Source organism: Acidovorax sp. SUPP2825, from assembly GCF_030158995.1.
GTDB lineage: Bacteria > Pseudomonadota > Gammaproteobacteria > Burkholderiales > Burkholderiaceae_C > Paracidovorax.
This window is the reverse complement of record NZ_BQXK01000017.1, coordinates 73,340-85,240: the sequence shown is the minus strand read 5'-3', so window position 1 is coordinate 85,240 and position 11,901 is coordinate 73,340. Positions and strand designations below refer to the sequence as shown.

The 11,901-nt window shown below is 71.1% G+C and carries 12 protein-coding genes; 2 read left to right on the top strand and 10 right to left on the bottom strand.

Annotated features, from left to right (window positions below; translation table 11 throughout):
• Positions 1-244 precede the first annotated feature (244 nt).
• Complete coding sequence (gene asd / locus AVAK2825_RS19250) at positions 245-1,096, top strand: archaetidylserine decarboxylase (RefSeq protein WP_284401865.1); 852 nt, start codon at positions 245-247, stop codon at positions 1,094-1,096.
• 67 nt (positions 1,097-1,163) lie between these two features.
• Here asd and AVAK2825_RS19245 read toward each other — a convergent pair whose 3' ends face one another.
• Positions 1,164-1,418 carry a hypothetical protein gene (locus AVAK2825_RS19245; RefSeq protein WP_284401863.1) on the bottom strand — a complete coding sequence of 85 codons (255 nt, stop codon included), beginning with the start codon at positions 1,416-1,418 and terminating at the stop codon, positions 1,164-1,166.
• A gap of 156 nt (positions 1,419-1,574) precedes the next feature.
• Between AVAK2825_RS19245 and AVAK2825_RS19240 the strand changes: the two genes are divergently transcribed.
• Entirely contained in the window at positions 1,575-3,521 is a 1,947-nt protein-coding gene (locus tag AVAK2825_RS19240) for a phosphatase PAP2 family protein (protein ID WP_284401860.1), read from the top strand.
• 34 nt (positions 3,522-3,555) lie between these two features.
• On the opposite strand, the gene hutG is transcribed toward AVAK2825_RS19240, so the two are convergent.
• The 9 genes from hutG to AVAK2825_RS19195 all read right to left on the bottom strand — a co-directional run bounded on the left by hutG (position 3,556) and on the right by AVAK2825_RS19195 (position 11,886).
• Positions 3,556-4,380, bottom strand: a complete 825-nt coding sequence (gene hutG / locus AVAK2825_RS19235; protein ID WP_284401857.1) for an N-formylglutamate deformylase — start codon at positions 4,378-4,380, stop codon at positions 3,556-3,558.
• A gap of 50 nt (positions 4,381-4,430) precedes the next feature.
• Positions 4,431-5,897 (bottom strand): formimidoylglutamate deiminase, encoded by a 1,467-nt coding sequence (locus tag AVAK2825_RS19230; RefSeq protein ID WP_284401853.1) that lies wholly within the window; start codon positions 5,895-5,897, stop codon positions 4,431-4,433.
• A gap of 58 nt (positions 5,898-5,955) precedes the next feature.
• Positions 5,956-7,218, bottom strand: coding sequence for an imidazolonepropionase (gene hutI / locus AVAK2825_RS19225; protein ID WP_284401850.1), 1,263 nt, complete (start codon positions 7,216-7,218; stop codon positions 5,956-5,958).
• Positions 7,219-7,265: 47 nt separating this feature from the next.
• Positions 7,266-7,886 carry a HutD/Ves family protein gene (locus tag AVAK2825_RS19220; protein WP_284401848.1) on the bottom strand — a complete coding sequence of 207 codons (621 nt, stop codon included), beginning with the start codon at positions 7,884-7,886 and terminating at the stop codon, positions 7,266-7,268.
• A complete protein-coding gene (locus AVAK2825_RS19215; RefSeq protein ID WP_284401845.1) occupies positions 7,883-8,746 on the bottom strand; it encodes a phytanoyl-CoA dioxygenase family protein in 864 nt (287 codons plus the stop codon). The genes AVAK2825_RS19220 and AVAK2825_RS19215 overlap by 4 nt, the downstream gene beginning before the upstream one ends.
• A 37-nt stretch (positions 8,747-8,783) precedes the next feature.
• Complete coding sequence (locus tag AVAK2825_RS19210; RefSeq protein WP_284401843.1) at positions 8,784-9,578, bottom strand: amino acid ABC transporter ATP-binding protein; 795 nt, start codon at positions 9,576-9,578, stop codon at positions 8,784-8,786.
• Positions 9,575-10,243 (bottom strand): amino acid ABC transporter permease, encoded by a 669-nt coding sequence (locus AVAK2825_RS19205; protein ID WP_284401841.1) that lies wholly within the window; start codon positions 10,241-10,243, stop codon positions 9,575-9,577. The genes AVAK2825_RS19210 and AVAK2825_RS19205 overlap by 4 nt, the downstream gene beginning before the upstream one ends.
• Before the next feature lie 50 nt (positions 10,244-10,293).
• Positions 10,294-11,070: a glutamine ABC transporter substrate-binding protein gene (locus AVAK2825_RS19200; RefSeq protein WP_284401839.1), complete on the bottom strand. Its 777-nt coding sequence runs from the start codon at positions 11,068-11,070 to the stop codon at positions 10,294-10,296.
• Positions 11,071-11,136: 66 nt separating this feature from the next.
• On the bottom strand, positions 11,137-11,886 hold the full coding sequence (locus AVAK2825_RS19195; protein WP_284401837.1) for an IclR family transcriptional regulator: 750 nt from the start codon (positions 11,884-11,886) through the stop codon (positions 11,137-11,139).
• Positions 11,887-11,901 lie beyond the last annotated feature (15 nt).

Genomic DNA, 11,901 nt, shown 5'->3' with positions numbered 1-11,901 from the left:
ATTGTAACGTAGTAAGGAATCGTGTGGAATAGTGCCGATACACCACTGCGCCGCGCGCCGGCCCATGCACCGCGCCGGTTGCGCCCAGTGGTGAATGGCATCGATTTGACGCAGCGGCCCCGGCTGACTTCGTTCCGGCATCTGGCGCCAGATGGCCTGCACATGCAGCGTCAAGGCGCACGGCCGGGCCCCGCAGGCGCCCTCGGTAGAATGCCTCGCACCCCAACCGCTCAGGAAGTCCACCTTGTCAGACCGCCTTGCCGTACTGCCTCAATATCTACTTCCCAAACAAGCTCTGACGGCGCTGGCGGGGCGGCTTGCACGGGCGCAGGGCGGCCCCCGCACCACTGCCGCGATCGAGCGTTTCATCGCCCGTTATCGGGTGGACATGAGCGAGGCGGTCGAGCCCCGCCCGGCCGCATACGCCACGTTCAACGACTTCTTCACCCGCGCCCTGCGCCCCGGTGTGCGCCCGCTCGCCGCGGCGGCTGCGGTCTGCCCGGTGGATGGGGCGGTCAGCCAATTCGGGCCCATTGACCAGGACCAGATCTTCCAGGCCAAGGGCCACCGCTACTCGACCACGGCCCTGGTGGGCGGCGATGCGACGCTGGCCGCGCAGTTCGACAACGGCAGCTTCGCGACGATCTACCTGAGCCCCCGCGACTACCACCGCATCCACATGCCCTGCGATGGCACCTTGCGGCGCATGGTGCATGTACCGGGCGACCTTTTTTCGGTGAACCCGGTCACGGCGCGGGGCGTGCCCGGCCTGTTCGCGCGCAACGAGCGCGTGGTGTGCGTGTTCGACACGCCTTTGGGAAAGATGGTGCTCGTGCTGGTGGGCGCGACCATCGTGGGCAGCATGGCCACGGTGTGGCACGGTCAGGTCAACCCGCCTCGCAGCGGCGAGCTGCGCCACTGGGACTATGCCGACCGGCAGATCGTGCTGCGCCAGGGCGAGGAAATGGGCCGCTTCCTGCTGGGCTCCACCGTGGTGCTTCTGTTTCAGCGCGGCGCGGTGCGGTTTTCGGAGCAGTGGGCCCCTGCCCGGCCCGTGCGGCTGGGCGAGGCGATGGCCGAGCGGCCGGCCGGCTGAGCGATTGGATGACCCAGGCCTGAGTCGGCCTGCCCGGCTCCTGCATGAAGCGGGATGCCGGGAGGCTTCAGCGCTTGCGCACGGTGGTGAACGCGCTGGGTGCCAGGAAGAGTCGGCTGGGGGAGACAGACGCCTCGTGGCCCACGAGGTAGATGGCCAGTTCCTGGCGGCGCAGGGCCACATGGCTCACGGTTTCCCACTGGTCGCCCATGCGCACCGAGGTGCCGGGCCGAAACAGCGGCATGTGAAAGAACTCTCCCCATCCAGGCAGGGCTGCGGGCTTTTCCGCGACCGCAGGCGCGAGGGTGGGGGCGATGTCCATGGCGCATGCTACCCCGCCGCGGGCTCCAGCGGGGAAATGATTGGCGTGCGGCGTCACGGCGCTGTCACAGCGCGACCCTAGAGTGCAGCCGCAGCAGGCCGCGAGCGGCCTGCGCGCACCCGTTTCGCCCCCGCCTTTCCAACCTGCCTGCTCCCCATGACGCTGCCCCTGCCCCGACGCACCCTGATCCTGGCGCTCGCCGCCGCATTCGCGCTCTCCGCCTGTGGCGGCGGGGGCTCCGATGCCGCACCACCCGATGCGCCGCGCGGACTGGGATTTGCCGATTCCGCACCGGTGCCCAACGAATCGACCACGCCGCCGTTCGTGGACTTCGCCTTCACCAACCAGCGCGGCGATGCCCGCTACGCCACGCTGGCCACCAACGCCGGCGTGCGGGTGCTGTCGGGCTTTCTCGACATCTGGAAGCCCAGCACGCTGCTGGTGGATGCCGGCGTGACGGCCGATGCCAACGGCGCCTTCCCTGCGATCAAGCCGGCGGCCTGGACCGGCATTCCCGGTGACGCGACCGATGGCACGGTGCTGAACGCGCAAGTGCACACCCGCAACATCCAGTACGTGGTGGACGCCACGGCGCGCCGCACCGCGGCCCAGGAACTCCTGGCCTACGAAGACGACCGGCGCGGCAAGGCCTACAGCGTGACCGATGGCCTGGGCCCGCTGGCCAACGCATGGCGCACCGCGGCGCAGCAAAAGACCAGCATTTCGGGCATTCCCGCGGACGCGACCACGGTGCTCTACAACGACACCGGCAACAACGCCGGCGTGGGCGGCAGCGCCAACGCGGGCTTCGGCGCGGTGGTGGACTTCATCGGCGGCATCGGCGACAACGGCTCGACCGAGCCTGCCAAGCGCTTCTACAAGTACGCACGCCCCTGGCGCTGGAGCGCCAACGTGCAGATCGTGCCGGCCCTGGTGCCCGCCAAGAGCACCACCCCGGCCACCGACGGCGGCTTCACCAGCGGCCACACCGCCGAGGGCGTGCGCGATGCCATCGCCATGGCCTATCTGGTGCCGGAGCGGTTCCAAGAAATGCTGGCACGCGGGCTGGAGATGGGCGAAAGCCGCATCCTGGCCGGCATGCACTCGCCCCTGGATGTGATCAGCGGCCGCGTGCACGGGCAGGCCGTGGCCGCCGCCAGCATCGCCACCGGCGTGAACGCGCCGCGCAAGGCTGCTGCCGTGGCCCAGGCCCGCAGCACGCTGATGGCGGCCGTCGGGGCGCGCACGTCGGAGGAATTCCTGCAGATCGCCCATTCGCAGGCCACCACCGCCGACCGTTTCGCCGACCGCGCCACCAACCAGGCCGAGTACCTGCGCCGGATGACGTTCGGCTTCGCTCCCATCGGCGACACCACGCGTCCGGCCGTCGTGCCCAAGAGCGCCGAGGTGCTGCTGGAAACGCGCTTCCCCTACCTGGATGCGGGCCAGCGCCGCGTGGTGCTCAAGACCACCGCGATCGCCTCGGGCTACCCGGTGCTGGACGACGCCGAAGGCTGGGGTCGCCTGAACCTGTTCGCGGCCGGCGACGGCTACGGCGCCTTCAACGGCGACGTGGCGGTGACCATGGACGCGGCGCAGGGCGGCTTCAACGCGCTGGACGCCTGGCGCAACCCCATCGCGGGCGCCGGCAAGCTCACCAAGCGCGGCAGCGGCACGCTCGTGCTGGCAGGCGCGAACCGCTACACCGGGGGCACGGAAGTGTCCGCAGGTGCCGTGCGGGCCGACAGCAGCAATGCGCTGGGACAAGGCGACGTGTACCTGAGCGGCGGCACGCTGATCGGCAACACGTCGGCGGAACTGGCCATCGGCGGTGCCTTCACCCTGGGCAGCAGCAGCACGCTGGAACTGCGCGTGGGCGCCAACGGCGCCGGCCAGTTGCAGGCCGCCGGCCCGGTCACGCTGGCGGGTACGCTGCGCATCGCCTTCCGCTCGGGCTTCACGCCAACGGTCGGATCGACCCTCACGCTGGTGCGTGGCGCCCCGGTGCGCGGGACGTTCGGCAGCATCACGGTCAACGGCTTCAAGGTCACGCCCATCTATCTGGACGATTCCGTGCAGCTTCGGATCGACGCGGCGGCCTGACGCGGCGGGCGCGTAAGGCCGCTCCTGGCAGGCCTTACGCCCGCACCTGGGTGCGGGCAAATTCCAGCACCGCCTCCAGCATGCGGTGCAGCACGGGCTGCACGCCGGCCGCCGCCTCGGGCAGGTAGTCGAACGGCAAGGCTTCCTGCATGTAGCTGCACTGCGTCATCTCCAGCTGCACCGCGTGCACGTTGCGCGCGGGATCGCCGTAGTGCCGCGTGATGTGGCCGCCCTTGAACCGGCCGTTGAGCACCGCGGTGTACGCCGGGTCGGACTGCCCGATGCGCAGCAGCGCCTGCGCCAGCGCCGGGTCGCAGCTGGCCCCTTCGGCCGTGCCCAGGTTCAGGTCCGGCAGCTTGCCCGCGAAGAACCTCGGCAGCACGGAGCGGATGGAATGCGCATCCCACAGCATGGCCACGCCATGGGCGGCGCGCAGGCGCTCCAGCTCGGCGGCCAGTTGCGCGTGGTACGGCGCCCAGATGGCATCGCGGCGCGCGGCGATCTCGGCGTCGTCCGGCGCATCGCCCGCCTTCGCGTAGATCGGCGTGTCGTCGAAGGTGTCCACCGGGCAAAGGCCGGTGACGCTCTGGCCGGGGTACAGGCTGGCGCCGTCCGGCGGCCGGTTCAGGTCGATCACATAGCGCGAGTGCGTGGCCACCAGGATCGAGGCGCCGAGGTCGCGGGCAAAGCCGTAGAGCCGCTCCAGGTGCCAGTCCGTGTCCGGCACCTGGCGGGCCTCGTCGGTGAAGCGCGCGGCGATGTCCGGGGGCACGTGCGTGCCCACGTGGGGCATGGACACGAGCAGCGGCGCGGTGCCCTGGTGGAAGGTGAAGGGTGGCGGGGAATGGGTGGCGGTCATGCGATCAGGTCTGCGTTAGGGGCTTCGAAAGCCGAGGGCCGGCCGGTCGGTCAATGCCCGGCGCGGGTGATGGTGGCCGTGCGGGCCGCCACGAAGGCGGCGGCAGCATGGTCGTGCAGCGCGTGGCGCCCCGCGACGACGCGCGGCGTGCCGGCGGTCCAGAGGCTGTGCAGCGCCGAGGTGCGATGGCTGCCGAACACGTGCGCGCCCAGCATGCTGTCGGGCGGCAGGCCCTGCAGTGCGATGTGCTGCGCATCGAGCGCCACCAGATCGGCGCGCTCGCCCACCGCGATGCCGGCCGGAGCGCCGGGCGTGCACCGGCCGCTGGCCTGCGCCCCGCCCTGCACTGCCTGCAGCGCCATGGCGGTGGCGACCTCGGGGTGGGCGCGGCTGGCCAGCACGTTGCGCTGGCGCAGGGACAGGCGCTGGCCGTATTCGAGCAGCATCAGCTCTTCCGCCGCGTTCACGCAGGCATGGCTGTCGGAGCCCACGCCCCAGCGGCCGCCGCCCGCCAGCCAGCGCGGCAGGTCGAACAGGCCATCGCCCAGGTTGGCCTCGGTGGTGGGGCACAGGCCGGCCACCGCGCCGGTGCGGGCGGCGCGCGCGTATTCGTCGGGCGTCATGTGGGTGGCATGCACCAGGCACCAGCGCGCATCGACCGGCGCATGCTCCAGCAGCCATTGCACCGGGCGCTGGCCGCTCCAGGCGATGCAGTCGTCCACCTCCTGCGTCTGTTCGGCGATGTGGATGTGCACCGGCGCCGTTGCGTTCAGGGCCGTGAGGCCTTCGACCGCAATGCGCAGGCTGTCGGGCGGCACGGCGCGCAACGAGTGCGGGGCCAGGCCCAGGATGCCGCCCTGCGCGGCCACCACGGGCGCCAGGCGCTCCAGCAGCGCGAGCATGCTGTCGGTGCTGCGGATGAAGCGGCGCTGGTCCTCGCGCGGCGCGCGGCCACCGAAGCCGCTGGTCTGGTAGAGCACCGGCAGCAAGGTGATGCCGATGCCCGCGGCCTGGGCGGCGCGCAGCAGCGCGAGCGACATGGCGGCATCGTCGGCATAGGGCTGGCCTGCCGCGTCGTGGTGCACGTAATGGAACTCGCACACCGCGGTGTAGCCCGCCTCCAGCATCTCGACATAGAGCCAGGTGGCGATCGCCTCCAGGTGCTCGGGCGTGGTGCGCGCGGCAAAGCGGTACATGAGGTTGCGCCAGCTCCAGAAGCTGTCCTGCCCGCCGTCGGGCTGGGGCGCGCGGTATTCGGTCAGCCCGGCGAAGGCGCGCTGGAAGGCGTGCGAATGCAGGTTGGGCATGCCGGGAAGGACCGGGCCCGGCGCACGCGGCGCGGTGCCGGCGGCGCTGCCCGGCGCCACCGCGGTGAGCCGGCCCGCGGCATCCCACTGCAGCAGCACGTCGCGCGCCCAGCCGCCGGGCAGCAAGGCGTCCTGCGCGAACAGGGCGCCAGCGGGAGGCGTCCGCGGCGCAGAGGACTCGGCAGGCGGGGATGGAACGGTGGTGCGCATCAGTCAATGGCCTCGGGGCAGATGGGAAAAGAGAAAAAGGATTGGGGCCACCGGTGCATCAAGCCGCCGCCAGGGCGATGCGCCCCTGCCGCACGATGGTGTGCGCCGGCTTGTGCCCGAACCAGTAGGCCAGCTCCGCCGCCTCTTTGAAGGGCCACAGCACGAAGTTCGCCGGCCGCCCCGCGGCAATCAGTCCGTGCGAATCCTGCAGCCCCAGCGCGCGCGCGGCATGGGTGGTGATGCCGGCCAGCGCCTCAGGCACGGTCAGCCGAAACAGCGTGCACGCCATGTTGGCCATGAGCAGCAGGCTCAAAGCGGGCGAGGTGCCGGGGTTGTGATCGGTGGAGACGGCCATGGGCACGCCGGCCTCGCGCAGCAGCGCGATGGGCGGCAGGTGCGTGTCGCGCAGCGTGTAGTAGGCGCCGGGCAGCAGCACGGCCACCGTGCCGGCGGCCCGCATGGCGGCGATGCCCTCGGCGGACAGGTGCTCGATGTGGTCGCACGACAAGGCGCCATAGCGCGCGGCGAGCGCCGCACCGCCCATGTCGGAGAGCTGCTCGGCATGCAGCTTGACCGGCAGGCCCAGCCGCTGCGCCGCCTGAAAGACCTGCTCGGTCTCGGCCAGCGTGAAGGCGATTCGCTCGCAGAACACATCCACCGCATCGACCAGCCCTTCCGCGGCCAGCGCAGGCAGCATCTCCTGGCACACGTGGTCGATGTAGTCCTGGCTGCGGCCGGCGTATTCGGGCGGCAGCGCATGGGCGCCCAGGAACGTGGTGCGCACCGTGGTGCCGGTGGCCTCGCCCAGGCGGCGGGCCGCGCGCAGCTGCTTGCGCTCGTGCGCGGTCGCCAGGCCGTAGCCGGACTTGATTTCGATGGCGCACACGCCTTCGTCGAGCAGGGCCGACAGGCGCGGCAGGGCGAGGTCGAACAATTCGTCTTCGCTGGCCTCGCGCGTGGCCCGCACCGAGGCGACGATGCCGCCGCCGGCCCGGGCGACTTCCTCGTACGAGGCGCCGGCCAGCCGCATGGCGAACTCGTTGGCGCGTTGCCCGCCGTAGACGAGGTGGGTGTGGCAATCCACCAGCCCGGGCGTGGCCAGCGCGCCGCGCGCGGCGTGGCGCGGCAAGGCGGCATGGGCCGCGGGCACCGCGGCCTCCGGGCCCACCCAGCGCACCACGCCCTGCTCCACCACCAGCGCCGCCGGCACACCGTCGGGCACCGGCACGTCGGCCACCGCCAGCCCGGGCGCCAGGTGCAGGGTGTGCCAGACCCCGTCGGCGCTGGGGGCGTGGGCGAAGTCCTGGTGCGGCACGGTCATGCGATTCCCCCTTTTGCTATTAAATGCATAGCAGTATGCCCTAGTGATTATTGTGCCAGCGCCCGATTTGGCTGAAACCCTGGCACCAGCGCCACCCAGGCGATGGCCGGCGCGTCGGCCCCGCCGGCCTGCGGCTGGAGCGCGGCGCAGGCGCCGGCGGGCGCGGCGGTGGCCCACCACAGGCCCTGCCCCGGCCCGAAGACCTCGCCGCCCCGATGCCACCGGCCCGACAGCACCATGCACAGGCCGGCGGGCGTGCTGCCCGGCACGCACGCGTTCTGCAGCACCTGCACCGCGCCCTGCCAGCGGCCATGCCGCAGCATCAGGTTGAAGTCGGTCGAGGCGCCGCCCAGCGGGATGCAGTCGATGGCCTGGTCGCCCGCGAACGCCACGGGCTGCCAGCGCTCGTCCAGCGCATGGTCGATGCCCTCGTCCTCGGCGCGCAGGCGCACGCCGGCCCCGTCCAGCAGCATGATCTGGCGCTGCACGCCCTGGAAGGCCGAGAACGGCCCGGGCGCTGCGATGGTGGCCACGCTCACGCGCCACTCGAAGGCGTCCATGCCGGCGCCCGGCGGCCAGCAGGCCAGCTCGCGCGTGTCGCCGCCGCCGTTCTTCCACGGGGTGGGCGCGATGGCCGACAGATCGAACCGCTGCAGCGCCGCCGTCATCCCGCCTCCCCCACCAGCAGCGGAAAGAGCGGGTGCGCCATGGGTGCGCCGGCCGGCAGCGTGTCGGCCAGGCCCGGGAAGTCGGGCGAGGTCTTCCAGGCGCGCGGCGCATGGCGCGTGTCGTCGCCCAGAAAGCGCACCGAGAACACGCGGCGACGCTGCGGCCCCGGCACACCGCCCGAGGCATGCAGGGCCAGCATGTGAAAGCACACCACGTCGCCGGGCGCGATCTCCCAGCCCAGGATGGGAAACGCCGCGCGGTCGGCCTCGATGTCGGGCAGCTCGGCCAGCGAGCCTTCGGGAAACCACCGCGCCTGCTGGTCCATGAAGGTGCGCGGCATGCGCCACGGCCCCCGGTGCGAGCCGGCCACGAACTCCAGCGTGGCCTCGCGCGCCACCGGGTCCACGGGAATCCACAGGCTCACGTTCTGCGTGCCGTCGATGTTGTAGTAGGGCTGGTCCTGGTGCCAGGGCGTGCGCTGGCGCGTGCCCGGCTCCTTGACCAGCACATGGTCGTGGTACAGCCGCACGCTGGCCGATTGCATGAGCCGCTGGGCGGCCCAGGCCACGGGCGTCTCGGCGATGAAGCGGCCGAAGGCGGGAATGTCCTGCCAGTTGCAGAAATCCTCGAAGAACCGGCCCGGATCGTCCAGGCGGCTCGCCACCTTGGCGCGCGGGCTAGGTGCGGCCAGGTTGGCGTCGATGCCGCTGCGCAGCAGCGCCACCTCGCCCGGCGTGAGCAACTGGCGGATGCACACCGCGCCGTCGCGCGCGAAATCGGCCACGAGGGCGTCGGTCACGCGCTCGCGCAGCCGTTGCTGCAGGTCGGGCGGTGGCACCAGGGGGGTGGAAAGCGTCATGGCGAAGGTCTCACTCTCGGCGGCTCGGTGGGGGCGCTCAGGCGCGCGACAGCACGGCCTGCAGGAACGCGCGGGTGCGCTCCTGCGTGGGCTCGGTGAAGATCCTGGCGGGCGGGCCCGATTCGATGATGCCGCCGCCGTCCATCACCACCACGGTGTCGCCGACCTCGCGCGCGAAGTCCATCTCGTGCGTGACGACCATCATGGTCATGCCCTCGCGCGCCAGCAGCTTCATGACCTGCAGCACCTCGCCCACCAGCTCCGGGTCCAGGGCCGACGTGGGTTCGTCGAACAGCATCACGCGCGGCTGCATGGCCAGGGCGCGCGCGATCGCCACGCGCTGCTTCTGCCCACCCGACAGGCTGGCCGGCATGGCCGCGGCCTTGTGGCCCAGGCCCACCTTGTCCAGCAAGGCGCGCGCCTGGTTCTCGGCATCGGCGCGCGAGGCGCCGCGCAGCTTGCGCGGGCCCAGGGTGACGTTGTCGAGCACCGACAGGTGCGGGAACAGGTTGAACGACTGGAAGACCATGCCCACCTCTTCGCGCAGGGCATTGAGCTGGCGCTCGGGCAGCATGCGGCCCTCGTCCACCAGGGTGCGCCCGCAGATGTCGATGCGCCCGCCCTGGGGCTGCTCCAGCCCGTTGCAGCAGCGCAGGAAGGTGCTCTTGCCCGAGCCGCTGGGCCCGATCACCACCACCACCTGAGACGGCTGCACGTCGAAGTCGATGCCGTTCAGCACCACGTGCTCGCCGAAGGCCTTGCGCAGGCCGCGGATGCGCACGATGGGCGCCGCATCCGCAGCGGATGCCTGGGTCGATGGGGACTGCGTCATTGCACCATCCCCCCGGCGCGCAGGCGCAACTCGATGTGGCGCAGCACCAGCGTGGTCGCGCCGGTGAGCAGGAAGTACACGACCGCGATGGCCAGGTATACCTCCAGCGAGCGGTACGACACGCTGATGATCTTCTGCCCCTCGTGCATCAGGTCGTGGATGGTGAGCAGCGACACCAGCGCCGAGTTCTTGATGAGCGCGATGAACTCGTTGCCCAGCGGCGGAATCATGCGCACCACGGCCTGGGGCAGCACCACCCAGCGCATCGCCACGCCCGAGGACATGCCGATGGAGCGCGCGGCCTCCATCTGGCCCCGGTCGATGGACTGGATCGCACCACGCACGATCTCGGACACGTAAGCGCCCGAGTAGATGCCCAGCCCGATCACGCCGCACAGGAACGCCGGCAGCAGGATGCCGAACTGCGGCAGCCCGAAGAACAGGATGAACAGCTGCACCAGCAGCGGCGTGCCGCGGATGGCCGCCACATAGGCCGTGCACAGGCCATACACGATGCGGCGCCGGGGGTCGAGGCGGCCGATGCCCACCAGCAACCCCATCACGCAGCCCAGGAGCAGCGAGGCGGCCGTGATCTCCACGGTCACCAGCGCGCCCTCCAGCAGTTGGGGCCAGCCGGCCCACACGGGGGAAAAGTCGAGTTCCATCGCTCGGGTTCAGTGCTTGTCGATTCGGTTGGCAGCGGTGGTCCGCCGGCTCACTTGGCGGCCGGCGTGGCCGCGGTGGTGGCGGCGCTGCCGCTGAACCACTTCTTCACGATGGCGGCGTAGGTGCCGTCGGCCTTGAGCTTGGCCAGGGCGGCGTTCACCGCGCGGGTGAGCTCCGGCGTGTCCTTGCGCAGCGCCATGCCGTATTCCTCGGTGGTGAGCTGCTCCTCGATCACGCGCAGGCCGGGCCGGGTGCGCACGTACTGGTAGGCCGCGGGCTTGCCGGTGACGGCGGCGTCGGCGCGGCCGATGTCCACCAGGTTGAACATTTCCTGGTTCTTCTCGACCTCCACGCGCTGCGCCTTGGGGTAGTTCTGCGTGAGGAAGGCGACCGACTTGGTGCCCACCTGGACCGAGATCTTCTTGCCGTCCAGGTCGGCCGGCTTGCGGATGGTGGTGTTGCCTTCCTTGACCATGGCGACCAGGCCGCCGGCGTAGTAGGGCTCGGTGAAATCGACGACCTTCTTGCGCTCGTCGGTGATGTAGATGCCCGAGACGGCCATGTCGAAGCGCCGCGAGATCAGGCCGGGGATCAGGCCCTTGAAGTCGATGTCCACCCACTCGACCTGCTTGCCCATGCTCTTGGCGACGGCCTCCACCAGCTCCACGTCGAAGCCGGTGCGCTTGCCGTTCTCGACGAACTCCATCGGCGGGAAGGTGGCATCGGTGGCCACGCGCAGCACGTTGTCTTGCGCGCGGGCGGCGCCGGCGCCCAGGGCGAACACGGCAGCCAGGCTGGCCAGGAGGAGATTGCGTCGGATGTTCATGGGATTTTCCGGTGGGGGGGAGGAAGGGAAAGGAACCTGGGGGAAAAGAAAACGATGCGGACGGGTTCAGTGCAGCACGAGCTGGCGCGAGATGCGGGCGGCCGCCACGACCACCATGCGGATCAGCGCGGCCTCCTGGCCCTGGGCCCGCATCACCGGCGCCATCAGCGTGATGGCGCCCGCGGCCTGGCGGGACGCGCCGAACAGCGGCACGCTGCAGCCCCAGACGCCGGGGTCCACTTCGCTCTCGCTGGTGGCGAAGCCCGCCTTGCGGATCGCCTCCAGCGCCTGCCGGGCGGCCTCGCGCTCGGGCGTGCCCGTGCCCCATTGGCTGTCGAGCACCGCATCGCGCGCGGCGGGCGGCAGATGGGCCAGCACGCACTTGGCCGAGGCGCCCGTGCGAAGCGGCACGCTGCGTCCCTTCTCGAACGAGCAGCGCAGCGAATGGTGGCTTTCCACCATGTCCAGGCAGATGGCCTGGTCGTTCACCGCGACGATCAGGCCGACGCTTTCCTGCGACTGCTGCGACAGTTCCACCATGCCGGGGCGCGCCTGCCGCACCAGGTGCGAAGCCAGGTCGAAGCCGAGGGCCAGCTGAAGGCTCAAAGGGCCCGGCGCATAGCCGCCATCGCTTTCCAGCACGAAGCCCCAGCGCTTCAAGCGCGCGAGCTGGCGGTACAGCGTGCTGCGCGCCATGCCGGTGTGCTCCATGAGCTCGGTCGCGGCCATCGCCCTGCCCTGCTGGGCCAGCACGGCCAGCACCTGGAGCACTCGGTCGGACGTCGCAACGGCGCTGGGCAATGCACTTCGGGTCATGCGTTCAGTATCGAA